General features: G+C 57.5%; 28 protein-coding genes. 11 read left to right on the top strand and 17 right to left on the bottom strand.

Annotation, left to right across the window (positions count from 1 at the left end; genetic code table 11):
* Nucleotides 1–152: 152 nt before the first annotated feature.
* The 3 genes from AC2FLO_RS14935 to AC2FLO_RS14925 all read left to right on the top strand — a co-directional run bounded on the left by AC2FLO_RS14935 (nt 153) and on the right by AC2FLO_RS14925 (nt 2792).
* Entirely contained in the window at nt 153–440 is a 288-nt protein-coding gene (locus AC2FLO_RS14935; RefSeq protein WP_480484131.1) for a hypothetical protein, read from the top strand.
* Nucleotides 412–1113, top strand: coding sequence for a winged helix-turn-helix domain-containing protein (locus AC2FLO_RS14930; RefSeq protein WP_267365085.1), 702 nt, complete (start codon nt 412–414; stop codon nt 1111–1113). The genes AC2FLO_RS14935 and AC2FLO_RS14930 overlap by 29 nt, the downstream gene beginning before the upstream one ends.
* Before the next feature lie 104 nt (nt 1114–1217).
* Entirely contained in the window at nt 1218–2792 is a 1575-nt protein-coding gene (locus AC2FLO_RS14925; protein ID WP_496753959.1) for a DUF427 domain-containing protein, read from the top strand.
* A 76-nt stretch (nt 2793–2868) separates the two neighbouring features.
* Here AC2FLO_RS14925 and AC2FLO_RS14920 read toward each other — a convergent pair whose 3' ends face one another.
* From AC2FLO_RS14920 to AC2FLO_RS14895, 6 genes are all read right to left on the bottom strand, one after another.
* On the bottom strand, nt 2869–3663 hold the full coding sequence (locus tag AC2FLO_RS14920; RefSeq protein WP_496804316.1) for a DUF1217 domain-containing protein: 795 nt from the start codon (nt 3661–3663) through the stop codon (nt 2869–2871).
* Nucleotides 3660–4061 (bottom strand): flagellar biosynthesis repressor FlbT, encoded by a 402-nt coding sequence (flbT, locus tag AC2FLO_RS14915; protein WP_496753957.1) that lies wholly within the window; start codon nt 4059–4061, stop codon nt 3660–3662. Before flbT ends, AC2FLO_RS14920 begins: the two co-directional genes overlap by 4 nt.
* Nucleotides 4061–4435: a flagellar biosynthesis regulator FlaF gene (flaF, locus tag AC2FLO_RS14910; RefSeq protein ID WP_267366590.1), complete on the bottom strand. Its 375-nt coding sequence runs from the start codon at nt 4433–4435 to the stop codon at nt 4061–4063. Before flaF ends, flbT begins: the two co-directional genes overlap by 1 nt.
* 77 nt (nt 4436–4512) lie before the next feature.
* Entirely contained in the window at nt 4513–5724 is a 1212-nt protein-coding gene (locus AC2FLO_RS14905) for a flagellin N-terminal helical domain-containing protein (protein ID WP_496753955.1), read from the bottom strand.
* Between the two features lie 210 nt (nt 5725–5934).
* Nucleotides 5935–6294: a flagellar biosynthesis protein FlgN gene (locus AC2FLO_RS14900; RefSeq protein ID WP_496753953.1), complete on the bottom strand. Its 360-nt coding sequence runs from the start codon at nt 6292–6294 to the stop codon at nt 5935–5937.
* Nucleotides 6284–6559, bottom strand: a complete 276-nt coding sequence (locus tag AC2FLO_RS14895) for a rod-binding protein (RefSeq protein ID WP_480588347.1) — start codon at nt 6557–6559, stop codon at nt 6284–6286. The genes AC2FLO_RS14900 and AC2FLO_RS14895 overlap by 11 nt, the downstream gene beginning before the upstream one ends.
* Before the next feature lie 110 nt (nt 6560–6669).
* Between AC2FLO_RS14895 and fliK the strand changes: the two genes are divergently transcribed.
* The 3 genes from fliK to AC2FLO_RS14880 are packed head-to-tail and all read left to right on the top strand — an operon-like array spanning nt 6670 to nt 9518.
* On the top strand, nt 6670–7914 hold the full coding sequence (gene fliK / locus AC2FLO_RS14890; protein WP_496753951.1) for a flagellar hook-length control protein FliK: 1245 nt from the start codon (nt 6670–6672) through the stop codon (nt 7912–7914).
* Between the two features lie 3 nt (nt 7915–7917).
* Entirely contained in the window at nt 7918–8580 is a 663-nt protein-coding gene (locus AC2FLO_RS14885) for a flagellar hook capping FlgD N-terminal domain-containing protein (RefSeq protein ID WP_480588350.1), read from the top strand.
* A 50-nt stretch (nt 8581–8630) separates the two neighbouring features.
* On the top strand, nt 8631–9518 hold the full coding sequence (locus AC2FLO_RS14880) for a phosphotransferase (RefSeq protein ID WP_496753949.1): 888 nt from the start codon (nt 8631–8633) through the stop codon (nt 9516–9518).
* Here the strand turns inward: AC2FLO_RS14880 and AC2FLO_RS14875 are convergent.
* From AC2FLO_RS14875 to AC2FLO_RS14855, 5 genes are all read right to left on the bottom strand, one after another.
* Nucleotides 9511–10815 carry an NAD(P)/FAD-dependent oxidoreductase gene (locus AC2FLO_RS14875; RefSeq protein WP_496753947.1) on the bottom strand — a complete coding sequence of 435 codons (1305 nt, stop codon included), beginning with the start codon at nt 10813–10815 and terminating at the stop codon, nt 9511–9513. The two genes, AC2FLO_RS14880 and AC2FLO_RS14875, sit on opposite strands and share 8 nt — an antisense overlap.
* Nucleotides 10812–11630: an ABC transporter permease gene (locus AC2FLO_RS14870; protein WP_496753946.1), complete on the bottom strand. Its 819-nt coding sequence runs from the start codon at nt 11628–11630 to the stop codon at nt 10812–10814. Before AC2FLO_RS14870 ends, AC2FLO_RS14875 begins: the two co-directional genes overlap by 4 nt.
* Entirely contained in the window at nt 11627–12517 is an 891-nt protein-coding gene (locus tag AC2FLO_RS14865) for an ABC transporter permease subunit (RefSeq protein ID WP_496753945.1), read from the bottom strand. Before AC2FLO_RS14865 ends, AC2FLO_RS14870 begins: the two co-directional genes overlap by 4 nt.
* Entirely contained in the window at nt 12517–13644 is a 1128-nt protein-coding gene (locus tag AC2FLO_RS14860; protein WP_496753943.1) for an ABC transporter ATP-binding protein, read from the bottom strand. Before AC2FLO_RS14860 ends, AC2FLO_RS14865 begins: the two co-directional genes overlap by 1 nt.
* A gap of 69 nt (nt 13645–13713) precedes the next feature.
* Complete coding sequence (locus AC2FLO_RS14855; protein WP_480588359.1) at nt 13714–14799, bottom strand: polyamine ABC transporter substrate-binding protein; 1086 nt, start codon at nt 14797–14799, stop codon at nt 13714–13716.
* Between the two features lie 140 nt (nt 14800–14939).
* On the opposite strand from AC2FLO_RS14855, the gene AC2FLO_RS14850 reads away from it, so the two are divergent.
* Nucleotides 14940–15623 (top strand): GntR family transcriptional regulator, encoded by a 684-nt coding sequence (locus tag AC2FLO_RS14850; RefSeq protein ID WP_267363697.1) that lies wholly within the window; start codon nt 14940–14942, stop codon nt 15621–15623.
* A 77-nt stretch (nt 15624–15700) separates the two neighbouring features.
* Nucleotides 15701–17098 (top strand): aspartate aminotransferase family protein, encoded by a 1398-nt coding sequence (locus tag AC2FLO_RS14845; RefSeq protein WP_267363698.1) that lies wholly within the window; start codon nt 15701–15703, stop codon nt 17096–17098.
* 50 nt (nt 17099–17148) lie between these two features.
* On the opposite strand, the gene AC2FLO_RS14840 is transcribed toward AC2FLO_RS14845, so the two are convergent.
* Both AC2FLO_RS14840 and AC2FLO_RS14835 read right to left on the bottom strand, forming a co-directional pair.
* A complete protein-coding gene (locus AC2FLO_RS14840; RefSeq protein ID WP_496804314.1) occupies nt 17149–18441 on the bottom strand; it encodes a lytic murein transglycosylase in 1293 nt (430 codons plus the stop codon).
* An 87-nt stretch (nt 18442–18528) separates the two neighbouring features.
* The gene (locus AC2FLO_RS14835) at nt 18529–19242 is read right to left on the bottom strand and encodes a helix-turn-helix transcriptional regulator (RefSeq protein WP_496753938.1); all 714 of its coding nucleotides are present in this window, start codon (nt 19240–19242) and stop codon (nt 18529–18531) included.
* 84 nt (nt 19243–19326) lie between these two features.
* Between AC2FLO_RS14835 and AC2FLO_RS14830 the strand changes: the two genes are divergently transcribed.
* Both AC2FLO_RS14830 and AC2FLO_RS14825 read left to right on the top strand, forming a co-directional pair.
* The gene (locus AC2FLO_RS14830) at nt 19327–20025 is read left to right on the top strand and encodes a glutathione S-transferase family protein (protein ID WP_496753937.1); all 699 of its coding nucleotides are present in this window, start codon (nt 19327–19329) and stop codon (nt 20023–20025) included.
* Entirely contained in the window at nt 20022–20408 is a 387-nt protein-coding gene (locus tag AC2FLO_RS14825) for a DUF1801 domain-containing protein (RefSeq protein WP_496753935.1), read from the top strand. The genes AC2FLO_RS14830 and AC2FLO_RS14825 overlap by 4 nt, the downstream gene beginning before the upstream one ends.
* Here the strand turns inward: AC2FLO_RS14825 and rnr are convergent.
* Genes rnr through dapE form a run of 3 tightly spaced genes read right to left on the bottom strand, consistent with a single transcriptional unit; the run spans nt 20399 to nt 24423 of the window.
* On the bottom strand, nt 20399–22657 hold the full coding sequence (gene rnr / locus AC2FLO_RS14820; RefSeq protein WP_496753933.1) for a ribonuclease R: 2259 nt from the start codon (nt 22655–22657) through the stop codon (nt 20399–20401). The two genes, AC2FLO_RS14825 and rnr, sit on opposite strands and share 10 nt — an antisense overlap.
* A 47-nt stretch (nt 22658–22704) precedes the next feature.
* Nucleotides 22705–23280, bottom strand: a complete 576-nt coding sequence (locus AC2FLO_RS14815) for a TIGR04282 family arsenosugar biosynthesis glycosyltransferase (RefSeq protein ID WP_496753932.1) — start codon at nt 23278–23280, stop codon at nt 22705–22707.
* Nucleotides 23281–23283: 3 nt separating this feature from the next.
* Nucleotides 23284–24423: a succinyl-diaminopimelate desuccinylase gene (dapE, locus tag AC2FLO_RS14810; protein WP_480559974.1), complete on the bottom strand. Its 1140-nt coding sequence runs from the start codon at nt 24421–24423 to the stop codon at nt 23284–23286.
* Nucleotides 24424–24632: 209 nt separating this feature from the next.
* Here dapE and AC2FLO_RS14805 point away from each other — a divergent pair, with 209 nt between their 5' ends.
* The gene (locus AC2FLO_RS14805) at nt 24633–25691 is read left to right on the top strand and encodes a transporter substrate-binding domain-containing protein (RefSeq protein WP_496753930.1); all 1059 of its coding nucleotides are present in this window, start codon (nt 24633–24635) and stop codon (nt 25689–25691) included.
* Here AC2FLO_RS14805 and AC2FLO_RS14800 read toward each other — a convergent pair.
* A complete protein-coding gene (locus tag AC2FLO_RS14800) occupies nt 25688–26032 on the bottom strand; it encodes a DUF8846 family protein (RefSeq protein WP_496753929.1) in 345 nt (114 codons plus the stop codon). The two genes, AC2FLO_RS14805 and AC2FLO_RS14800, sit on opposite strands and share 4 nt — an antisense overlap.
* Nucleotides 26033–26088: the final 56 nt, after the last annotated feature.

Below are 26088 nucleotides of genomic sequence, written 5' to 3'. Positions count from 1 at the left end.
TGCGACCGTATGACGGACCGCGTGCTGATTGCCCTGAAATTGGGGGCACCTGCCCCAGACAAGCAATAACGGCCCGGTGTTATCGGATATCAGGGGCAGCAAACCCCTTGGGTTATTGAATATCGCGGCAACTCATGCGCAGGATGCGGCCTATGAAACAGATCCTCTCTTCTCTGACCTTTGCGGCCCTGTTATCGCTTGGTTCTGCTGCGACAGCGGCAGATTGTTATGCGGACTACAAAGCCAAGAAGGACAACCCGCTGCGTTTGCATTACGGCGTCATGCAGGTCACAAGTTGCGACAAGGGGCAGGCCCGGGCAGAAATCGCCCAGCGCCTGAACGCGTCGGGTTGGACCTTGCTTGAAGTGCAGTCCGTTTTCGGGCCGGAAGGGTTGGATCAGAGGAAAGGCAATGCCGGACAATTCTATCTCCGTTTCTGATGCACGCCGGTCGGGTGTCCGTCTGGTTGTGCTGGGCATCGCGGCCATTGTCGTCATTCTGATCACCGCTGCCGTTTTCCTGTTCTGGACCTTGCCGGACGCAAATGCGTTCAACGCACGTGTCGAGCGGCTGTTTGTCGAGGCCGATCTGACGTCACAGACCGAGATTCGCCTGCTTGAAATTCTGGCCCAGTCTGGCACCGCCTTTGCTGACACCCTGTCCAGTTACAGGATGGTAATCTATGTGCTGCTGGTTTTTGCCAGTGCGATGATGATCTCGGCACTGGTCTTTCTGGTGATGCTGGTCTTGTTGAACCGGCGCATGGCACAGATCGAACGTACCGGCATTCAGGTAACGTCGCTGCTGATCAGTCGCGAAGAAAACACTGTCTACCTTAACAACATGGATTTCAAACTGACGCCCGCCGCGATGGAAACCTTGTCGATTCTTGCGGAATCCCGGTTGGATGACGAGGTATTGTCCGGCGCCCAGATCGAGGCCATGATTTCCGGTCGCGATGCCGCCGATTGTGACGAAGCCGCGGGCGCAACACGGATCAAGCGGTTGCGCGACGCGCTTGGCAACCAGATGGTCAGCGAACTGCTGGTCAAGAATATTGCCAAGAAGGGGTATATGCTGTCGATCGAGAAGGACGTCATTCAAATGGTCTGACGTTTTGGCGCGTCGCTCGCGCCCGGTAAATTCCCGTTGCAGCCTCTTGGAATGTCAGGTGGAAAGCCCCATTCTAAACAAACCCCAGGCAGAGGAGGTCGCTTATGAACGTCCACGCCGCGCCACAGATGAATGGATATGGAATCTCAGTTGAGCCGCTGGAAGGCAGGATTGCCATTTACCGGAACGACATTCTTCTGGCTGAAAGCACAAACGCAAAGGTGATGTATGAAACGCGTTTGCCGCCAACGATTTACGTTCCCCGCGCAGATGTATGTGTGGATCTGAGCGAAGAAACAGACCTGCAAACATTCTGCCCGTTCAAAGGCACCGCCACTTACCACGACATCCAACTGGCCTCGGGGCCTCTGACCAATTCCGTCTGGGCTTACGAACAAGCCCTGCCGGAAAGCGCGGACATCCGGGGCTGTATCGGGTTTGTGTCCGGCGCCTATACCCGGATTGACCTGGGCGACAATCGCCTGCACGAGCCTGACGACGGCAATATCAGCGGACCACTGATCGACTGGCTGATGCGCGGTGCTTCCGCCGCGACCACGCCCGAAAGCTTTACCAAGGCATTGGCCGAGAAGATGCTGGAGCACGGCATCGCCATCCAGCGGCTGAGCATTCTGGCATGGTCCTTGCACCCCCTGATCGCGGGCAAACACTACATCTGGGAAAAGGATCAGGACGAGATTCTGACCCGCGCCCCGACCTACGAAATCTATGATCACCCGGCTTTCATCAACAGCCCGTTGCGCCATGTCTCGAACGGGTTGGGCGGCGTACGGCAAAGACTGAACGACGATAACCCGCATAACAGCTTCCCAATCATGGAGGAGTTGCGGGCAAAGGGTGCCACCGACTATGTCGCGATGCCGTTGCCCTTCTCTGACGGTCGGACCAACGTTCTGACCCTGACCTGTGACCATCCCAACGGGTTCACCACCGAGAATCTGGGCCTTGTATTCGAATGCTCTTCGGTAATCGCCCGCTTTTACGAAGTGTTCATGCAACGCGAGAATGCACAGGTTTTGCTGGAAACATATGTTGGAAAACGCTCTGGCGCACGCGTTCTAGGGGGCGAGATCCGGCGCGGTGACGGGGATGAAATCGACGCTGCAATCATGTTCTGTGACCTCCGCAACTCGACAAGCCTCGAAGAGAAACTGGGGCGGGGCACATATATTAGTGTTTTGAACGAGTTTTTTGAAACCGTCTCGGGTATCGTTCACGAAAACGAAGGCGAAGTTTTGAAATTCATTGGTGACGCTGTTCTGGCGGTATTCCCGGCAGCTGATGAAAACGCCAGCGCGGCCCGTGCCAACGCCCAGCGCTCGGCAATCAAAATCGTCGAAACGTTGGGAGAGTTGCGTAAAGCAGGTACCGGCATACATTGCGACTGTTCGATTGGTGTGGCCTATGGGCGCGTCACCTATGGCAATGTAGGCTCTCGTGAACGACTTGATTTTACGGTTATTGGACAAGCGGCCAACATAGCAGCGCGGTTGGGCGAATATGGGAAAACCGAAGGCCATCGCATAGTCGTATCCGAAGATATCGTGCCTGCCTGTTCCAACGCCTTGCCATTGGGCGCGGTCAACCTGCACAACGTGACTCGACCCGTTATATGCTACGCATTGCAAACCACAGCCGACGAGATTTTGAACGGTTAACTTTTGGTTTGTGCAGGTCAAACGAGAGATGTCGGGTACTAGATTGCGACCCGGGCTTTTGCCCCGCGTCTTCTGATTACACAGCCCCAAGCAAGATCAAAGCGGTCTGCGCTGGCGAGATCGTACTTTGAAGACCCGCGATTTGACTTCTGGCCAGATAGGTGTCGGTGAGTTTCTCAACCGCCTTCTGGTCGGAAAACTGTGCCAGATCATCCGATCCAGTCAGACGGAATAACCGGCTTTTGAACTCGACCAATTGCTTGTCGATATCCAGTTGGGCGAATGATGGCGGTAGCCCAAGCGCCGTTTCCACCATTTTGCGCAGCGGTGGCAATCCCATAAGATCGAACCATTTCGTATCTGTACTGCTTCCGCTTTTCGCCAGATCAGACAGCTCGCGCTGGGCATAAAGCGAAATGCGCATCGTCTCATCTGACTGTCCGACCGCGATTTCAAACCGCGCTGAAAGGCTGGCCTGAGCTATCTCTTCCATATTTGTGACCAGCACCGTTTTTCGAACAGCTCCCGGACCAAACCCGAAAGCATCCGAAAATTCCCGGTACCGTTTATCCGCCAAACGATTGGACAAAGCGTCATCCGCCCGTGTTCCGTCCTCCAGGATTTTCCGGATAAAGAACCGGTTATCCACATCCCCCTCCAACCCAAAGGCACCTAAAGCGACCTGCAACAATCTGCGGTCAGAAACCAACTGTTTGGCGGTCTTAACTTTCCCAATGTTGTCCAGGAAATACTTCGTCTCCCTCTCATTCACTGCCGAAGACGAGAAACTTTGAAACTGTCCTTGGTAAGTACGTTGCAGAAACCGCCAGCCGACGATCCCACCAGTCGGAATGACAGGTTGAAAGCTCATCGCTGATAGGCCATCAACCGTTCTTCGCGCGGAAGAAGCGAGCGAAGTGACTTGAGGCATTTATAGTATTGCTCGGCCACCAGCGCGTCTGTCGCCTCGGACAATACACGACGGCTATCTGTATCCGTAAAAACCTGGCTCAGCTCTTCTACGCTGCGCAACAGGTGTTGACGCGCCCGAGCCGGATCCATGTCTCCGGACAGAACAAGTTGCGCGGCATAGCAGACACGGCGCACCGGAGTATTTACTTCATCCGGATGTATCGCATCGCGCAACCGCAGGACATTGGCCTGCGGCGTCATGATCGAAAACCGGCCACGGCGGTCGCCGTTTTCAATCACAACACCATTGATCAGCACCCTTTCCTTCGGGGCGAGTTTCAAAACCAGCCCGCTCATCAGGTTGCCCTCATCTGGCGCAATCCGCGCAAAATCGCCGTGTTTATTTCAAGCAATGGTTCGATGGACGCGCCGTCCGCTAAAATGCGGCTGCTGTGCAGTTCCGTAAACTCGGCAAGGTAGAAAATCCTGGCGCGAATATCGTTCGGCAAAGCGTTTGCCGAATCCGCGACACCTGTCGCCAACACCCCCCATAACCGGCGGTTCTCGTGCACGGCCTGAACAAACGCCGAGAAGTCCGTTGCCTTGCGCGCCGTGGCCGCCTTGAGACGCCGTGTAATTCTGGAAATTGCCTCATATTCAGTGTCACGGGGCGTTCGCGTCGGCGCGGCGGCTTGCGCATAGGTGTATTGAGCGAGGGTTTGCGGGGTCACTTGAAATCCTTCCAAAAAGCTGTCGTAAGTTAGTCACGACCGGGGTGCGAAAACCGCGCCCCGGACCGCGCTGCGTATTAGCGGAACAGCGACAGGATCGACTGCGGTGCCTGGTTGGCGATCGAAAGCGACTGTGTTGCCAACTGCTGCTGCACCTGAAGGGCCTGCAAACGCGCCGAGGTTTCTTCCATGTCAGCGTCGACCAGCGCACCGATACCGGATTTGAACGAGTCAGAGAGATTCGAAATGAACTCTTTCTGGGTCTCGATACGACCCTGCGCCGAGCCAAAGGCGGCCGAGGCATCAATCGAAGAATCGATAAGCGATTCGACAGCCGCCAACGCAGCGGTTGCCCCCGCACCTGTCGACACATCAATACCTGCCAGCGCGCCCAAACCACCGGCACCCGCATTCACGAACTGAGCCGAGAACGAGATGTCAGATCCTGTGCCGTTTGTAACCGACAACGTACCCGCAGTGCCGGAGTCGTAATCGACGGTCAGGCCGGTAATTCCCAGCTCTTCGATCTTCGATTTCAATCCGACAGCAACAAGGTCACCGGTCGTCGTCGCAGCAGCATCTTCCGCGGAAACGGTATAGGAAACAACCTGATCGTTAATGGCGACGACAACCTTGTCTCCGGCCGCGAAAGCGCCGCTGGATTCATCGGTCACCAACGCCGTCGCGGCCGTTGCACCATTGTCAATGGTTGCCCCCACGCGGTCATTGCCGGTCGATGCGCCGGTAGAGCCGTCGAAAACCTGTTTGGTGACATATCCACCGGTCGACAGGTTCTGCCCCGAGACTGAGATTGACGACGCAGTCACTGCCCCGGTGTTGTCCCGATCCAGCGATGCGAGGATCGATGCAGAGCCGGTCGAGCCGTCAACAAGGTTCAGACCGTTGAACTGGGCCGCGCTGACAACCGATGCGATCTGATCCTTCAGTGCGGTCACATCGTCATTGATCTTACCGCGATCAACGTTGTCTTCCTGCGCCGCGACAATCTTGCTTTTCATCTGGGTCAAGAGGTCGGTGACAGTTTCAGACGCATTTCGCGCAACTGCAACAGTCGATTCGCCCAGCGCGAGGCTGTCTTTGATCGCGTTAAAGCCCTTGACGTCGGACTCCATCACTTTCGAGATCGCCCAAACCGCCGAGTTGTCCTTGGCTGTCGCGACGTCCTTACCGGTCGAAATCGCGTTCTGGGTCATCGCCAGGCTCTTGTTGACCGACTTGAGAGTTTGCAGCGCAACCATCGCGCCATTGTTTGTCAGAATGCTGGACATAGCTTTTATCCTTTTGCCTTCGGGCGATTTTCGCCCATGTTCACCCCACAATATCTGCGGGCATTGGTGTCTTTCTGACTTGTGCGACCCGCCGCGTGGCTGTTCGCGCCACCTGATGTTTCCAGGTGCAGCATCACTTTTGAGCCCGATCCCCTAACGGAGTGCTAAAACGCCCGAACCAGGTGTTTCAGATTTGAATTAAACCCAGGCCTATGCGCGTTTTTCCAGCTTTGCCGTATTTCGAACGGAAAACTCACTTCGTTGCCCATCCGCGCCGTACGTGCTGAATTCCTGCCGAACCCGTCGCAGTTCAGCCATGCGGCTGGCGACGGCCCGAATCCCGTCGGCGGCACTGTTCAGCAATGCCTGATTGCGTTCGACTTTCTGCTGCACCCGAACCAATACATCGCTGTCCAGCACCTGAAGGTCGTTGATCGCGCCGATCAGTTTTTCTTTTTCCGGCACCATATGCGTCAGTCGATCCAGATCACCCTGGACAAGCGCCGCACGCTCCAGATCCAGAACTTCTTCCAGAGATTTGATCAGTGCCATGTCGACTTCAGATGCCATCGGTTTTCTCCATCAGTGATTTCAGCAGAATTTCTGACAAACCCACCCCGCCAGCCCGGGCCAGTTCGCGTGCCTGATGCTGAACAAGAAACGTAGAGAACTGGTCTTCACCGGCTCCTCCTCCAAAAGACTGGCGCGTCTTGCCCAATCCGGCCGACTTCATCATTTCGCTCAGGAATGCGGCCTCCAACTCGATGGCCGCGTCTTTCAGTCGGGTCTGGGCCAATGGCGTTTGAGCCACCTGGGGAATTGCTGAGACGTGCATGGTTTTCTCCGAAAATTCTTCGAACTTTCTCGATCAAAGGTGAAAGCGGTTAAAATAAACGTAACTTCCTGCGGGCAGAGTTCTGATCAATCACACGGAGCCAGAGCAAAATGCCCAACCCACTAACGCTGGCAGCCGCAGCGCCAACAGCAACTGCGAAACCCAGTTCGCCCGCCAAAGATCCGGGTCGTACTGCCGGGTCGGACAGTTTCGAGGACATCCTTGAACAGGGAAACCAAACACATCCTCTCCCCGGCACCACGGCTTTGGCCACTTCTATCGAAACCACCGACGAAACTGCCGAGATTGAGGTTGAGGCCGTTCTGTCAAACACGGCTGAGGCATCTGTCGAGGTGATTTCACCTCGGGCACCAGAGTTGGCAAACAACATTTCGTCGCAGACCGAGATGGCCGGGACATCCGAAACGCCTGGGGCAGATACAGTGCATCCCGCGCCGTTTGTTCCTGCCGCAGCGGATATCCCCGCAACGGGTACGACAGAACCGGAACAAACCGTTGCGTCAATGGGTTTGCCCCGTCAGACCGACATTCAACCCTTTGTGCCCGGGCAACCAATCGAAGAGCAGGTTCACACCGCTTCGACCCAGGTCACGCCAGCCCAAAAACCCTCAGAGGCTTTGCCTGTGCTGAGCCAGCCAACCCGATCAAAGGACCAGACAGCCGGGTTGAAAGCCGAACCCCTCCTTGAAAGCGCAAAGACGGCGCCCGAGACAGCGGAAGTCGCTGCCACGCCCAATCCGACAAGTCCAAACCGCGCGACACCCGTTGCGCAGCTTCAGCTGATCCTCAACTCAATCGAAGCGGAACAGGCGGCACCGGTTCATGAGGTTGACTCTGTGCCCATCGCCTTAGACGAACCCGTTCAGCAAGCCCCCCGCGAGGTGGCACAACACTCGGCGATGCCCTCTCCGTTCGCCCGTGCTGAAATTGCCCGTGCCATAGCCGGGCAATTGGCGGCAACGATTCAGACCCCGCCGGGAACCGGTATCATGGAAATCTCGCTAAGCCCCGAAGAATTGGGGCGCGTATCCATTGTGCTGAATGGTCGGGATGACGGGCTCCTGATGACAATCGCCACCGAACGCCCGGACACGATGGAGCTTATGCGCCGCCACCTGTCCGTTCTTACGGAGGAGTTTCAGAAACTGGGCTATGGAAACCTGAACATCGATCTAGGGACTCCGTCGGATTCAGGTGCGCGGGATCAGTGGGCAGATGAATTCGACGCTCAGGCCGCGCCAGAATCCGAACCGGTTCAGAGCGTGCACCTCGCGCAAGCCACGCCGCTTCCACAAACTCCTGCTCCGGTCAGGGGCATCGATATGAGATATTGAAAAATGATCACTCCCGTCACCGCCACACAGGCTGCCGCCTCTCAGCAAACTGCCGGTCCGTCCCGGAGTTCTGCGATCACCTCGGATTTCGAAACGTTTCTGCTGATGCTGACCGCGCAGGCCCAGAATCAGGACCCGCTGGAGCCGATGGATTCAACCGAATACGCATCGCAACTTGCGCAATTTTCGATGGTTGAACAACAGGTTCAAACCAATGACCTGCTTTCCGCCCTGACCAGCACGCTTGGCAGTGTCAATCTGAACGACCTTGCAAGCTGGGTCGGAATGGACGTCCGATCTGCCTCGGGTTTCCATTTCAACGGCCAGCCGGTGACCCTGTTCTCGAACGCGGATTCTGACGCGGACGCAACCAGACTGGTGATCCGTGATCATGAAGGCACAGTCGTCGACACGGTTTCTGTTCCCACAACAGCGACGGAGTTTGCTTGGGCAGGTGTGAGTTCCTCAGGCGATCCGATGGCCGCTGGCAACTACACCGCGACGCTGGAAAGCTACAAAAATGACCGGCTGATTTCCGAGAAACCGGTCGCTGCCTATAACCGCGTCGTCGAAGCGCAGGTGGGAGAGGATGCTGTTCTGCTGACCCTGCAAGGTGGTCAAGTGATTTCCGCAGATCTGATCACTGCGGTCCGAACGGGCGCTTGATCTGTCAGGCAGTACGGGCCAAAGGTTGGCAACTCGACTCGCCAGAAGAAGTGAAAAGACATCTGCCCGACCTGCCTGCCCCCCCTCATGATCTGGTTGAACACCTCAGCACTATGGGGTTGGTCAACATGTACGCGCACTTCGAAATCCTGTATGGTGGTCGGACCAACAGGGTGTGGAAAGTGCTGGGGGACAACGGCGACAAAGTACTGAAGCTCTACAGCCCGACCTTACGCAACCCCTTGTTTCGAAATGATGCAAAGCTGGAAGCTCTCTGCCTCAAGGCGCTTGGTCCGACCGGATTTGTACCAAGGCTGCGCGCCGCAGGACAGCACAGGAACGCGCATTGGGTGTTTTACGACCACGCACCCGGAACACCTTGGCGGAAAGGGTCGGACAAGGTTGGTGAACTGCTGCGCAGGTTGCACTCGCTGCCCAACACCATTCCAGCGCCCGCCGGGTGTAACGGCAGCGCGGACCTGATGGCCCATGGGCACAGAATTCTGCAAGGGTGCAGGTCAGAAACCCGAAACGAACTGGCAAAACTGCAACCTTCGATATCCGTCCCCCCCACGACCAAGACTTGCCTGATCCATGGCGACCCGGTCGCAGGAAATATTCTGGTCGCGTCCCGCGGCCTGACCTTGATCGACTGGCAATGCCCGGCCTTTGGCGACCCGTGCGAAGACCTTGCGCTGTTTCTGTCCCCGGCAATGCAAAGGTTGTACCGGGGCTCACCATTGTCGGACGCGGAAGAAGTTCAGTTTCTGTCCGCCTATCGCAGACCCGAGATTGTTGCCCGTTATCAACGGCTCAAGCCATGGTATGCTTGGCGCATGGCCGCTTATTGCCTGTGGCGCGCAGAAAACGGTGCACCCGACTATTCCGAAGGGTTGAAACTGGAAATCGAAACCCTGAAACCGATTGAGTTTACCTGAGGTCGGAAAGCGCAAAGAGGGCGTATGCCGGTGGCATCAATGCGCGACGCCAGCGGCCCATCGGAAACCGTTCAGGAGTTTGCCTCATCGGGGCTGGCAAGTGGGCCTCTTTGCCCAATGCCAGCCGCGCCAATGCGCGCCCGCTGTAAGTCCCCATAGCGACGCCGTTGCCATGATACGCAAATCCGGCAAACATGCCTGGCTGCTTGGGCACGGCACCGACATAAGGCATCAGGCTTCGCGAAAGGCACACCATCCCCGACCAGATATGAGTCGCCTCAACCGCTGCCCAGGCCGGGAACATGCGCTTGAAGTCCTGTTGAACCTTTGCCCGGATCGCGGCCTCGGACCGGGGCGACGACAACAAGCCGCCTCTCATTCCGAACAAAAAGCGCCCATCCGGCATCAGGCGAAAATAGTGCAGAAGATTGCGCGTGTCGTAACATATCTGGTCCGAGTTCCAGCCCTGCGCCAATAGTTCTGCCTGGCTAAGTGGGCGTGTTACCATAACCGTTGATTGCGCAGGTAAGTAGCGTCCGGACATCCAATCGGGGATGTCTTCGCTGGAATACCCGTTGGTACAAATCAGCACGACCTGTGCGTTAACCTGCCCCGCGCTTGTTTGCAGCCTGAAGCCGGACGTCGTTTTTTCAATGTTCAGAACGGGGTTGTTCTGGAAGAAATTCGCTCCCGAAGCTGCCGCAGCGCTTGCCAGCCCGAACAGGTATTTCCGGGGATTGAGCCCGAAGCCAACCGGCAGAGTATACCCACCGAAAAATGCACCACCCATACCGAGCGCTGGTAATTCAGCAGCTTGGTGCAGAATGCCGGTCTCGTCCGCGTATCGGCGCAGGACATCCATCGCATGCCGCGAATGGGCCAGTTGAGTCTCACCGTTGGAATGCGTATCGGCATCTATCCGATGCCGCGCCAGCAGATCGGCAACCAGCTGGACCGCATCCTGTTCAGCCGTCTCATAGGCTTGCGCCGCTTCGCGGCCATAGCGGCGCACCATAGACTTTTGCCCAAGCTTCGATCCGCCAAGACAGCAGAAACCGCCATTGCGACCTGATGCGCCCCACCCCGGTGGGCCTGCCTCAAACACAGCTACCGAGGTCGCGTTCTCCGCCAGATGCAAAGCCGCTGAGACCCCTGTAAAGCCGCCACCGACGACGGCAACATCAACGTTCAGGTCGCCCTGAAGCTCTGGCCAGTTCGGGTTTGCAATGGTTTCGTCCCACCAGCAACCACCACGAGGACCTGCGCCATAGGTGTATTCGGGAAATATCCGTTTCATTCGGTGCGCGCAGCGGCCTGCTCGTCCTGCCGTTGGCGTATCATCGCGCGTTTGGTCACAAGTGAGGCCGTGATCACCCCAACCGTCACGACCGCGATCATAATCGTCGACAGCGCGTTTATCTCGGGGCTGACGCCCAGCCGCACGGCCGAAAAGATCTTGATCGGCAGGGTCGTCGCCGACGGGCCCGATGTGAACGACGCGATAACCAGATCATCCAGCGACAATGTGAAAGCCAGCAGCCAGCCCGAGATTACCGCAGGCGCGATGATCGGCAGGGTGACCAGACCAAAGGCCTGCGCGGGTGAACAACCCAGATCCAAAGCGGCTTCTTCCAGCGATTTGTCGAATGTCACAAGCCGTGACGAGACGACAACCGAGACAAAACACATCGAAAATGTTGTGTGAGCCAGAACGATGGTCAGGATACCCCGGTCCAGCCCGATCCCGATAAACAGCAACAACAGCGACAGGCCGGTGATCACCTCGGGCATCACAAGTGGCGCGTAGATCATGCCGGAAAACAGTGTCCGGCCAAAGAACCGCTTGCCCCGAACCAGCACATAAGCGGCCGCAGTCCCCAGAATCGTTGCCAGTGTCGAAGAAAACACCGCGACCCGGACCGTGACCCACGCGGCATCCAGAAATGCCTCGTTCTGAACCAGTTCGCCATACCATTTGGTCGAAAACCCGGCCCAGACCGTGACCAGCTTGCTTTCGTTAAAGCTGAAGATGATCAGGATGATCATCGGAATATACAGGAACGCAAAACCCAGCGTCAGCGAAACCGTATTGAACCAGCTTAATCTGTTCATCCGTCAGCCTCCGCCTGTTTCTGCTGGTTGCGCTGGAACAGCACGATGGGAACGACCAGAATAAGCAACAGCACGATCGCGACAGCACTTGCCACGGGCCAGTCTCGGTTCGAGAAAAATTCTTCCCACAGAACCTTGCCGATCATCAACGTGCCGGACCCACCCAGTAGTGACGGGATCACAAACTCACCGATCACGGGGATCATCACCAGAAAACAACCTGCCATGATGCCCGGTCTGGACAGTGGAATGGTGACCAGCCAGAAGGCTTGTGCCCTCGAGCAACCCAAATCCTCGGCCGCCTCGATCAGCGAACCATCCATGCGTTCCAATGACGAATAAATCGGCAGGATCATGAACGGAAGATAAGTGTAGACAATACCGATATAGACGGCAGTCGAGGTGTTCAGGATCGTCAAAGGCGTCGAAATGATGCCCGTCCACAGAAGCAGTTGGTTAAGGTACCCTTCATTCGACAGAATGCCCATCCACGCATAGACCCGGATCAGGAATGACGTCCAGAAAGGCAGGATCACCAGCATCATCAGCGTTGGCCGCCATTCCTCGGGCGCACGGGCCATGCCATAGGCGATGGGGTAGCCAACCAGCAAAGTCAGGAAGGTTGAGATCAAAGCGATCTTGACGCTGGACAGATACGCTTTCCAGTACAGGTCGTCCTCGGTCAGCCAGATGAAGTTTTCAAGATCAAGCTGGCTGAAGAACTCTTTGATCCCCGACCAACCAGCTGAAAAATCCAGTGTCGGTGTATAGGGCGGGATCGCAAGCGCGGTATCCGACAGCGAAATCTTCAGAACGATGAAGAATGGCACCATGAACAGCGCCAACAGCCAGACATAAGGTATGGCGATCAGAACAGCGCGGCGCATCAGTCGGCCAGCAGAACCGCAGCCGTGGCCGTCCAGGACAGCCAGACCGGGTCTTCCCAGGTGAATGAACGGCGCGAGATGCGGCGGGTGTTGGCCGTCTGTGCCTTGATGATTGTGCCGTTTGCCAACTCAACGTGGTAAGTGGACAGATTGCCCAGATACGCGATGTCATGAACCTTGCCTTGCACCGCATTCACTGCATCTGCCGGACGCTCGGCCGAGATTGTCACTTTTTCCGGGCGGATCGCCAGATGGCAAAACTGACTGTTTTCAAAGTTCTTCGCTGATGCGGCGGTCAGCGGCGCTTGCCCTTCGGCCCAGTCTACCTGATAGGTATCCTCTCCGACAGATGTCGCGCGCCCTTCGATGATGTTCACGTCCCCGATGAAATCAGCGACATAGACCGAGGCGGGGTTCTCATAAATCCGGTCCGGAGTGGCAACCTGCATAAGCTGACCCTGATCCATCACCGCCACACGGCTGGCGACTGTCATGGCCTCTTCCTGATCGTGCGTAACGATCACGAATGTGGTGCCGGTTTTTTCCTGAATATCCATCAGTTCGAATTGGGTATCCTGGCGCAACTTCTTGTCCAGCGCGCCCAGCGGTTCATCCAGCAGCAAAAGCTTGGGCGCTTTGGCAAGTGAGCGCGCCAGCGCCACACGCTGCCTCTGCCCACCCGATATCTGATGCGGTTTGCGGCGGGCGAACTGTTCAAGCCGGGTCAGGCGCAGCATCTCTTCGACCCGGTCTTCCAGATCGTGTTTGGGCATTCTGTCCCGGCGCAAGCCAAAGGCGATGTTTTCCCAGACGCTAAGATGAGGAAAAAGGGCATAGGACTGGAACATCATGTTCACGGCCCGCTTGTTGGGCGGGATCGGGTCGATATCCTTCCCCCCAAGCAGGATTTGGCCTTCGGTCGGTGTTTCGAACCCGGCCAGCATCCGCATCATCGTCGTTTTTCCACATCCCGACGGACCAAGCAGGGCAAAGAACTCTCGCTCGAAGATATCCAAAGACAGGTTGTCGATGGCAGTAAACTCACCAAAACGCTTGGTCACGTTTCGGAACTGGATCAAGGGTTTCGCCTGCGGGTCATCCCATGGCGCAAAGACGTCAGAATTCACTACGGCCCTCGTTCGAATAGCTGGAAAGAGAGGCAAGGCGGCGGTGCCGCCCTGCCGGTGCAATTCGGATCAGGTGCCCGACTTGACCTTGGTCCACAGACGCGTCACGACCCGCTGTGTTTTCGCCGGATAAGGTGTCGTGATGTACAGGTTCTGCATCGTGGCATCATCCGGATAGATGGCCGGATCGCCAATCACGTCCTCTTCCAGAAATTCCTGAGACGCTTTGTTGCCATTGGCGTAATACACATAGTTCGATGCCGCCGCCATGTTGTTGGCGTCCAGAATGAAGTTGAGGAACGTGTGTGCGCCTTCGGGATTTGGAGCATCGACAGGAATTGCCATCTGGTCGAACCACATCAGCGACCCTTCGGCGAAGGGGTGGTATTCGATCTCCACTCCGTTATCTGCTTCGGCGGCACGGTCGCGCGCCTGAAGGATGTCACCCGACCAGCCCACAGCAACGCAGATGTCGCCATTTGCCAGTGCATTGATATATTCCGAGCTGTGGAATTTCTGGATATGCGGGCGGACCGCCGTCAGAACCGCTTCGGTCTTGCCGATTACGTCCGTGTCGTGGCTGTCGGGGTTTTCACCAAGGTATTGCAGCACCATGGGAATGATCTCGGCCGGGGCATCCAGGAAATGCACACCGCAAGTGGCCAGCTTTTCCATGTTCTCGGGTTTCAAAACCAGATCCATGCTGTTCAGGGCAATGTCGTCGCCCAGAACTTCTTTGACCTTACCGACATTCACGCCGATCCCGGTGGTTCCCCACATGTAGTTGATCGAATACGCGTTGTCCGGGTCATAACCGGCAGTTCGCTCTTCGATTACATCCCAAAGGTTTCCGGCGTTCGAAAGCTTGCTTTTGTCCAGCTGCTGAAACGCGCCGGCCTGGATCTGGCGCTGAAGGAATGTACCTGACGGCACCACCACATCATAGCCCGAGCCACCAGCCAGCATCTTGGTTTCCAGAACCTCGTTGCTGTCAAACACGTCATAGATCAGGGTTAGACCTGTTTCTGCTTCGAACTTGCTCAGCAGTTCTTCGTCGATGTAGTCGGACCAGTTGTAAACACGCACCTCTTCGGCAAATGCCGCCGAAGTCCCCAATGCGATGACCGCCGTCATAGTCAGCGTTTTGATTGTCATATTCTTCTCCCTGCAAGTGTACGGGTATTTTCCCGTTTTTTTGGATTTGATCAAGTTTTGCGTTTTCCCTCGATCCAGCGTATGGTTTCACGTGGCCAGTCACCTGACAAGTCAGGCTTAGTCGAAATGGGAAGAACCAATTGGATTTGATCAAAAATAAGGCATATGCGCCGTCGACCGAAGGGGGCAAACAACCCGCGCATGAGCAGGTTTACCAAACACTCAGATCACAGATTCTGTTCGGTGAACTGGTCCCAGGTCAGCCCGTCACAATCCAGGGCCTGACTGATTCGCTGGGTGTTGGGATGACTCCGGTCCGCGAAGCGATTCGCCGGTTGATCTCGGATGGAGGGTTGGTTTTCCAGGGCAATCGGCGCGTCAGTGTACCGCTGCTGAACTCGAACGATATTGAAGAGATGATCTTCGCCAGAATTTCAATAGAATCAGAGCTTTCCAGACGTGCAACCGCCAACCTGAAGGCGCAGGACATTGATCACCTGGAACGCCTGGACAGGCATTTGGATCGCATGATCACCGATGGTGATGTCGGTGGCTATCTGCGTTTGAACCAAGCTTTTCACGAAACGCTGTATTCTTACGCAAACGCGCCGATCCTCAGTGATTTGGCCGAAAGACTTTGGTTGCGGTTTGGCCCCTCTTTGCGTGTTGTCTGCGGGCGCTTCGGCACACAGAGCCTTCCGGATCGGCACAAGGACATTATTGCCGCTTTGCGCGCCGGTGACGCAGAAATGACTGCAAAGGCAACCGCCCAGGACATCGAACAGGGTATGGACCTGATGGCGGAAGCATTGACGTCTGTCTGATCTAACTTGATTCGATTGACAGGAAAAAATTTGATCATATTGTGTTCGCCAACTGCGTTCTTGTAGGAGATTCTCCGATGTCTACCATCACCAACCACATGCCGACCGCCGAATTGCAGGCGCTGGATGCCGCGCATCACATTCACCCTTTCTCGGCCAATGGTGCGCTGGGGAAGGAAGGGGCGCGCGTGATCACACGTGCCAATGGCGTTTATCTGACCGACAGCGAAGGCGAGGAAATTCTGGATGCGATGGCGGGCCTGTGGTGCGTCAATATCGGATATGGGCGTGATGAGCTGGCCGATGTTGCCGCGCGCCAGATGCGCGAGCTGCCCTATTACAACACCTTCTTCAAAACGACCCACGTCCCCGCGATTGCTTTAGCCGCCAAGATTGCCGAACTGGCCCCGGGCGATCTGAACCATGTCTTTTTCGCAGCAGGCGGGTCCGAGGCAAACGATACCAATATCCGCCTCGTGCGCACCTACTGGGCCCAGAAGGGCCAGCCAGACAAGAACGTCATCATCAGCCGCAAAAACGCCTATCACGGCTCATCCGTGGGCTCGGCCTCGCTGGGTGGTATGGCCGGGATGCACGCGCAGGGCGGCATTCCGATCCCGAATATCCACCACATAAACCAACCCAACTGGTGGGCCGAAGGCGGTGACATGTCGCCCGAAGAATTCGGTCTAGCCCGCGCGCGCGAGCTGGAAGAGGCGATCGAAGAGTTGGGCGAAGACCGGGTCGCCGCCTTTATCGCCGAGCCGGTTCAGGGTGCAGGCGGCGTGATCGTCGCGCCCGATACATACTGGCCGGAAATTCAGCGTATCTGCGACAAGTACGATATCCTGCTGATAGCTGACGAGGTCATCTGCGGATTTGGCCGGACAGGCAACTGGTTCGGATCGGAAACCGTTGGCATCAAGCCGCATATCATGACCATCGCAAAGGGTCTTAGCTCGGGCTATGCGCCCATCGGCGGGTCCATCGTGAACGACGAAATCGCCGAAGTGATCGGCGGTACCGAATTCAACCACGGCTATACCTATTCCGGCCACCCGGTCGCGGCTGCCGTGGCGTTGGAGAACCTGCGTATCCTCGAAGAAGAGAAGATCGTTGAGCATGTGCGCGACGTTGCCGCCCCCTATCTGAAAGAGAAATGGGAGGCGCTGGCAGATCATCCGCTGGTGGGTGAGGCCAAGATCGTTGGCATGATGGCCTCCATCGCGCTGACCCCGGACAAAGCCAGCCGTGCCAAATTCGCATCCGAACCCGGCACGGTCGGCTATATCTGCCGTGATCGGTGCTTTGCCAATAACCTGATCATGCGCCATGTCGGCGACCGGATGATCATTTCACCCCCGCTGATCCTGACGCCTGCGGATATCGACGAGATGTTCGTGCGGATCTACAAGTCGCTGGACGAAGCACAGGCCGAGATCATTGCGCAAGGGCTGATGAAAGCCGCATCTTGATTTAGCGATTTATGCGTCTTCAAAGGCGGCCCATTCGGGCCGCCTTTTCTTTACCGTAACCTCTCCAGCAGGTTTGGCGTGGGGTATCCGTCCGGGACCAGCCCCTGCGCCAGTTGATACGCCCGAACGGCGTTGATCGTATTTGGCCCGGTGCGCCCGTCGACACCCTTTGTGTCAAAGCCCGCATCCGTCAGACGGGTCTGAAGTTCCTTTTTCTCGGCAAAACTCAGCACCAAGTCGCCGCGCGGCCAGCCGGATTGAAACGGTGCGCCCCCTACAAGCCGGTCAGACAGATGCCCGATGCCGATCACATATGCGTCGGCCCCGTTATACGCCTCGATCACGTTGAAATTGTCAAAAATCATCAGCGCGACGCCCTGACTTCCGGCCGGAAGCAGGATCGCGGCCTTCCCATGATCCGGCACGGCGGTGCCATCCCGCGCCACGACACCCCGTGCGGCCCATTCGGACGGCATCAGCGTAAAATCACGACGGGCTGAGGCGTAATCGAAATCGGTGGGCAGACGCACCTCCACGCCCCACGGCTGACCCCTGGTCCAACCATGCCGCGCCAGATAAGACGCCGCCGAAGCCAGCGCATCCGTCGGGTCATCCGACCAGATGTCCCGCCGGCCATCACCGTCAAAATCCACCGCGTGATCCAGATATGACGTGGGCATGAATTGTGTATGCCCCATTGCGCCCGCCCAACTGCCAAGCATGTTGCTGGCGCTGACATCGCCAGCCTGCACAATCCGCAGGGCAGCGACCAATTGCGTTTCAAAGAATTGTGCCCGCCGCGCATCAAAGGCTAGCGTTGCCAATGAACGAAGCGTTGGACTGCTGCCGCGATAAGACCCGAAAGAGGTTTCAAGCCCCCAGATGGCAGCGACCACCTCTTTTTCGACACCGTATTCAGCCTCGATCCGGTTCAACACCTGCCGATGCCGCTGCAGGGCGGCGCGCCCGTTCGACAGGCGCGTTTCCGACACTGCGGTTTCAAGGTACTCCCAGATGGGTTTCGAAAACTCAGCCTGATTGCGATCCCGTTCCAGGACATCTTCGTCATAGCTCATCCCCGAAAACACCTGAGTCAGTGTTCCCTGCGAAATGCCCTGCCGCCGCGCGCGTCCCTGAAAGGCGCCAAGCCAGGACTGAAACCTTGCCGTTGTCGCAGAAGCCACGGGCAAGGCCTCAATCAACGGGCGCGGGACCGGACGGATCGAAACGGTCACATCCGCCGAAGCCAGTTGCAGCGCTGCGCGTGAAATCCCGCTGTCTGCCCATCTGGTGTTTTCTGTTGTTTCCGCCTGCACTATGGATGCCCACAATGCGACGGTCATGACGCCGCCTACGCATTTTCGCATTCCGTTTTTTCCTGATTACTGCTCGACCACAGGGTAGCGCAGAATCAGAAATTCACAAAGTGCTCAGACGTTCGCCTCTCGCTCCTGCGCAGCACGCTCTGCCCGAATGCGTTCCAATGCCTCGCGCAGCAGGGGCACGCGGTTCGGCCTGAAACTTTGTTCCGTCACTGACATGTCCTGCAAGCGATCCAACCGGAAAACGCGAAAATCCTGTCGCAGGTGGCACCAGCCCAACAACACGTTCGAGTGATCCAGATAGACGATGCTCAAAGGGTTGACGCGCCTGTGCGTAGCGTCGCCTTTCGCGTCCGTATAGAAAAACTCGACCGCGCGCTCATCCCACGTCGCCTGCCGCAGAGTGGCCACGTCAATCGAGGGATCAGGCGGGCGGTTGAACCGCGTAGCCGCCAGAACCGCATGGCTGAGCCGATGGGACTGGCGTTGCGGCAAGCGTCCCTGAAGTTTCCGCAGGGCCGTACCCGCCGCACTCGACAAAGCCGGATCGCCAATCACCTGAACTTCGCGCAGGCCCAGAACCAACGCTTCAAGCTCATCATCAGTGAACCCCAATGGGGGCAGGGTCGCGTCCTCGATCAGGGTAAAGCCAAACCCCGCTTCGCCATCGATCACGGCACCCAGTCCGCGCAATGCATCAATATCCCGATGAATTGTTCGGGCCGAAACACCCAAATCCTGCGCCAACTGTTCGGATGTTCTGGGCGAAGGACTAGAACGCAGGGCTTGCATCAGTTGGAACAATCGGGCGGTGCGGGACATGATGTATAATAACTTATCCCTAATGACAGAAACTGTCATTAGGTCCCGATACTCAGTCAGCACACAATGACACGGAGCCTCATAATGCTGACCCTTCTCACCTTCCCCTCTGCCTTCGGCCTGTTCAGTGCCAGCCCCTTCTGCGTCAAGACAGCATTGATGCTTCAGCAGTCCGGCCAGACCTGGCAACGCTCGGACATGCTTGACCCCCGCAAGATGCCCCACCAGAAACTGCCCGTTTTGCGAACACCGGAACGCCTGGTCCCGGACAGCGACCTGATCCGCGATTGGTTGGAACAGCAGGGCGCGGATTTCGACAAAGGGTTGACAGATGTCGAAAAGGCGCAGTCCCGCGCCCTGGTGCGCATGGCCGAAGAGCATCTGTATTTTCACATCGTTCTGGATCGTTGGGGCAATGACGAAGTCTGGCCAGTCTTACGCGATACGTTCTTTACCGGAATTCCGGCGTTGATCCGGAAACCGGCATCCAATGCGATCCGGAAATCCGTTCTGAAGGGGACTACGTCACAGGGAATCGGGCGGTTTTCGCTGTCCGAACGGCTGGACCGGATCGAACGTGACCTCGAGGCGATCTCGGCCTATCTGTGGCAATCCTCTTTCCTGCTTGGGGACCGGCCGACATCGGCTGACATGAGCGTTGGTCCTATGCTTGCCGCGATGCGCGCCACACCTGCGGACACCCCCCTGACCCGCCGGATCAAACAGGATAACCTGCTGAACAGCTACGTGGATCGGTTGGAACAGGCGATACCAATTGCATGAAACCCTTTGAAAACCCTTTGGTCGCTTCGGCCTTTGAGACCCTGCCCCCGCAAACCCGTGCGGGGGCTCTGGCCTTGCGGGAGCTTGTGTTTGACACGGCAGCCTCTCTGCCTGCTGTCCCCTCGGTGCAAGAGGAACTGCGCTGGGGTCAGCCCGCCTATCTTGCGCCCAAAGGGTCAACGATCCGGCTGGGCGCGCACAAATCGGCAAGTTTCGCCTTGTTTGTGCACTGTCAGAGCCGGTTGATAAGCGATTTCACATCCGCCTTTCCGGGCGAGGACCGGATAGATGGGACCCGTGCCGTTCTGTTTGATGACACAGCACAAATCGATCCAACACGCCACGGATGGCTGATTGCCCGCGCGTTAACCTATCATCTCTGACGGCGTTTGCGTTCGACCTTGCGCTTAATCTTGTCTTTCTTGCGCTTGGTGCTGATCGCTTTGCGCCGGGATGATCGCCCTTTTGGTCCCTGTCCGCGCGGCAAGGCCTGGTCATCGATGGACAGCAGCTCTAGCTCCAACCCGCCGGTCACAGGTGTCGCTTCGGTCAGCCGAACGGTGACACGTTGGCCGATGGCGATAATCAGCCCCGTGTCCGCCCCCATAAGGGTCCCGGCCTCGCGGTCGAAATGGAAAAACTCGCGCCCCAATGATCGCACCGGAACCAAGCCATCCGCGCCGGTTTCGTCCATTTTGACAAATGCACCAAACCGGGCAATACCGCTGATCCGGCCCGTGAATTCATTGCCGACACGCTCGCTCAGATACGCGGCCAGATAGCGATCAGTCGTGTCCCGTTCAGCCATCATGGATCGGCGTTCGGTATCTGAAATATGAGTCGCCGTTTCTTCGAGCCGGTTAATCTCTTCTTCGGTCAAACCGTCCGTGCCCCAACCGTGGGCTGAGATCAGCGCCCGATGCACGACCAGGTCGGCATAGCGCCGGATCGGCGAGGTGAAATGCGCGTAGTTCCGCAGCGCCAGTCCGAAATGGCCGAAGTTTTCAGGGTTGTAATAGGCCTGTGCCATCGACCGCAGGGTGGTCAGGTTGATCAGTTCCGCATCCTCGGTCCCGGCGGCGGCGTTCAGCAGCGCATTCAGGTGTCGGGTTTGCAGCACCTGCCCCTTGGCGAGGTTCAATCCGGCAGCCTGCGCTGTTTCCCGCAGGCTTTCCAGCTTCTCGGGCGCGGGTTCCTCGTGCACGCGAAACAGCAGCGGACGGCGCTTGGCGATCAGTGTCTCGGCAGCCGAGACGTTGGCTAGGATCATGAACTCTTCGATCAACCGATGCGCATCCAACCGGTCGCGGAACGCCACGCTTTCAACATGACCCGTCTCGCTGAGCACGATCTTACGCTCGGGCAGGTCCAGTTCCAGGGGTTGTCGCACAGCCCGCGCTTTCTTTAGCGCGGCATAGGCGGCATAAAGCGGTTTCAAGACCGTCTCCAGCAATGGCCCAGTGCGGTCGTTCGGGTTGCCGTCGATGGCCTCTTGCACTTCGGCATAGTTCAGTGACGCAACCGAACGCATCAACCCCCGCACAAAACGATGACCAATCTTGTTACCGTTCGCGTCAATCTGCATCCGCACAGCGACACAGGCACGCGGGACGCCTTCATGCAGGGAACACAGATCACCCGACAGCCGATCAGGCAGCATCGGCACCACGCGGTCGGGGAAATAACTTGAGTTGCCTCGTTTGCACGCCTCACGGTCCAGGGCCGAGCCGGGCAGCACATAAGCTGCAACATCCGCGATAGCGACCCAGATCACATGTCCACCAGGATTATTGGGGTCTTCATCCGCGTGCGCGTAACAGGCATCATCACGATCGCGCGCATCCGAGGGGTCGATGGTCAGCAGCGGCATGTACCGCAGGTCCTCGCGGCCCTTCAGGCCAACGGGTTTGGCATTGTCTGCTTCGGCAATGACCTTGTCGGGAAAGTCATCCGGGATACCGTGCTGGTGGATCGCGATCAGCGAAACAGCCTTGGGCGCGGTCGGATCACCCAACCGTTCAACAATGCGCGCGCGCGGCAGGCCCATGCGGTTTTTTGGCCCGGCCTGTTCGGCCTCGACCAATTCGCCGTCTTTGGCACCATGCACCGCGCCATCGGCAACCAGCCATTCAGTCTGGCCTGCCTTGTCGATAGGAACGATTCTGCCCCCTTCGGCCCCTTTACGGAATATGCCCACGATCTTGCGCGGGTTGGTCCCGATTCGGCGGATCAGGCGGGCTTCGTAATTGTGATCTTCTTCGTGCACGACGGTCAGGCGGGCCAGAATGCGGTCACCCTCACCCAGGGCCGGGTCGCTCACCCGCGCGATGATCAGAACGATGGGCTCGACGCCTTCGCCATGCCATTCCAGTGGACGGGCAAACAGATCACCATCGGTATTCGGGGCCTTCACCTGCAAGACACTGACAGGTGGAAGACGGTCTGGATCGCGATAGCTGCGCTTGCGTTTTTCAAGATGTCCTTCGGCCTCAAGCTCTTTGAGGATGCGCTTGAGGTCAATGCGATCCGCGCCCTTGATACCAAAGGCTTTGGCGATGTCGCGTTTCGAGGTCAGGGTGGGGTTCGCCGAGATCCAGTCAAGGACCTCCTGCTTGGTGGGGATGCGAGTCATGCTTCCGGCGTAGCACGCGTTTGCGACCGCGTCATGACCAAAAAACCTCAGGATTTCAGATCAGCAACCGTATCCACATCGCGCAGTTGGTCCAGCAGGGTCACACGGCAGTTTGGGATTGAGGCAAGTGTGTCGGCCAATGCATGTTCTGTCGACCAGCGCACATCTTGGAACAGACCTGCGGGCAGCGCGCCATAGCGCTGCGCACCGACCAGCCAATAGCCGCCATCCGGCGCGGGGCCGAACGCCATCTGGGATCGCCCAAGCGCACCAAAAGCACGGGCAATATGTGCACGCGAAATACCCGGAATATCCGCACCAATCAGGCAAACCGGCCCCTTGGGCATTCCGCACAACATCCGCTTCATCCGGCCACCTAGGTCACCGGACCCCTGCGGCGCGCGTGGCAGGTCAACGGGCCAGACACGGCTTACAAGGCCTTCTGCATCGGGCGACACGGCCAGCACAATCTGCCAACGGGGATCACGTAGCCTGCTGATCAAGGCGCGGGTCTGATGCCGAAACCACCACGCGGCACCAACCATGCCGATATCGCGCCCCAGCCGCGTCTTGACACGACCCGGTCTGGGTTCCTTGACCATGATCACCAATGTGCGTTGCATGGATCAGGCGAAATAATCCGTCAGGATACGGGTATAGATCGATTTGAGCTGCTCGATCTGCGCAACCTCAACACACTCGTCCACCTGATGCATCGTGCGCCCGACCAAGCCGAACTCCACCACCGGGCAATGGTCTTTGACAAAGCGCGCATCCGAGGTGCCGCCGGTTGTCGACAGCTCAGGCGTAACGCCGGTTTCGGCTTCGACCGCTTTGGCCACCAGATCCGACAAAGGCCCCGGCGGGGTCAGAAAACTTTCACCCGAAATACTGATCGTGACACCGATTTCGACACCGTACTGAGCTGCCACCTGATCCGCCTCTGACTGCAACCAGTCACTCAGGCTGGCTCCGGAATGCAGATCGTTAAAGCGGATATTGACCGCGCCGCTGCATTGCGCCGGGATCACGTTGGTCGCGGCGTTTCCAGTGTCGATGGTGACAACAGCCAGTGTGGAGGCGTCGAAATGGTCCGTGCCCTGATCCAGTTCATGACTGGCAAGCCGATCCATCAGCCGCGCCATTGCGGGCAGCGGGTTTTTGGCCCGATGGGGATAAGCCGAATGCCCCTGCACACCTGTAATCTTAAACCACGCAGTCATTGAGCCCCGACGGCCGATCTTGATCATCTCACCCATTTTGTTCGGGCATGTTGGCTCACCTACCAGACAGACCGACATACGCTCACCCGCGCCTTTCATGTAATCGAGAAGCGCAGTGGTGCCGTCCAACGCATCGCCTTCCTCATCACCGGTAATCGTCAGGACAATTGCCCCATCCGGAGGAGTGTCACGCACGAAATCCATTGCGGCAGCCGCAAAAGCCGCAACTCCGGATTTCATATCGGTAGTGCCGCGCCCAAACATCACCCCATCCCGCACTTCGGCCCCGAAGGGCGGCGCAGTCCAGGCAGCTTCGTCGCCGACAGGGACGACGTCCGTGTGACCATTGAATCCGAAACTGCGCGCATGACCTTTCTGCCCCCAACGCGCGAAAAGGTTGCTGATGCCGCCGCGATCAACGCGCGTGCATTCGAAACCTGCCTCCGACAGCACCGCCTCAAGCAAAACAAGTGCTCCGCCTTCTGAGGGTGTGACCGAAGGGCAACGGATCAGTTCGGCTGTCAATTGGACGGGATCAGTCATGCGGGGGCCTCTGGAACTGTGTCTGACGCGGGTTCGCGCACAGATTCAACGATTTGGCCGGTTTTCCAACCCCAATCCGTAAAAAAACGGTCATCCGAATATTTAGATATCAAAGCGACACCCCAATAAAACATGACACTTTACCCTGCGACCACCTTGCCGCCCGCCACAAATTCGCGTTACAGGGCCGCGAAACAGGTGAATTGAATATGAAGCGCGCCTTCTTCGCACTGATCTGCCTGACTTTCGCCGTCATCGCACAGCAAAGCCTGGCACAGTCCCTTTCGGTCACAACCGTGACCCGCCCGCCATTTTCCTATGTCGAGGATGGCGACGAAACCGGCTTCTCTATGGATTTGCTGGCGGCTTTGGCCGAGGCTCTGAACTGGGACTACACGGTCAACCGCGTCGAGGCGTTTTCTGACATGTTGGGTGCCGTGCAGAGCGGATCTGCAGACCTTGCCATCGCCAATATCTCGATCACCGCCCTGCGTGAAACGCAAATGGATTTCTCTCAGCCGATCTTCGAAGCGGGTCTTCAGATCATGGTACCCTCGGACGCGGTACGAAAACCATCGCTGTTGCAGGCCCTGCTCTCGAAAGAACTGTTCATCGCCATAGGGCTGGCCTTTGCCATTCTCCTCGGTGGCGGCATGTTAATGTGGAGCTTTGAACGCCGCGCCCAACCCTATTTCGACCGCGACTTGAACGAAGCGTGGTTCCCATCGTTCTGGTGGGCGCTGAATTTGGTTGTGAATGGCGGGTTCGAAGAGCGAATGCCGCGCACTCCGTTCGGTCGAATGTTGGGTGTCGTGCTGGTGGTGTCATCCTTGTTCATCGTTTCAGTGTTCACCGCCCGTATCACCTCGGTCATGACTGTGGACGCCATTACCGGCAGCGTGAATTCGGTGAACGACCTGTACGGCAAGACTGTCGGGACAATATCAGGGTCGACTGCGGCAAGTTTTCTGAACCGGCGCGAGATCGAGTTTACCGGCTATCCGGGGCTGAATGAGATGCTGGACGCTTTCAAGGCCGAAGATCTGGATGCCGTCGTATTCGACGCGCCGATCCTGTCCTATTTTGCGGCCCATGAAGGGCGGCGCATTGCGTCGATGACAGGTGGTGTTTTCCTGCGCGAAAACTACGGCATCGCTTTCCCGACCGGATCACCTCTGGTCGAGGATGTAAACCAGGCATTGCTTGGCTTGCGCGAAGACGGAACCTATGACGAAATCTATCGCAAGTGGTTCGGATCGCGGAACTAGGCCTGCGCCTCGTCTCCGAAAAACGGTGTCATCTGCGCGACGATCACTGCGTTTTCATCCAACGCTCTTTGCATCAGCGCACGTTCGTCCGCCTCGATATCGTGACCTTGCGCTTCACGTTCGGCCAATGTGCCGTATCCGGTGACATCCAGTGGTGCGGTGTCGGCCTGCTTCAGGATCGCGACCGTCTCACGCACGGCCTCGGCCTCATCCACGCCGCTGGCATAGCACATCAGCGCCGCGCCGGTCGCCCCATCGGGCAGCCCGTCGCCCTCCTTGCGGCCAATCTGGACCAGAAGGGTATAGACTTGCTGACGCGAGGGTTTCTTTTGCTTGTCCATGCACCGGGCCATAGCCCCGCGCCGGTTCGCGGTCAAGCAGCCAACAATTGCAGGAG

It is taken from the genome of Ruegeria sp. TASC047 (genome assembly GCF_059612445.1).
Note: the sequence above shows the minus strand (reverse complement) of the source record. Positions and strands in the feature narration are given on the sequence as shown.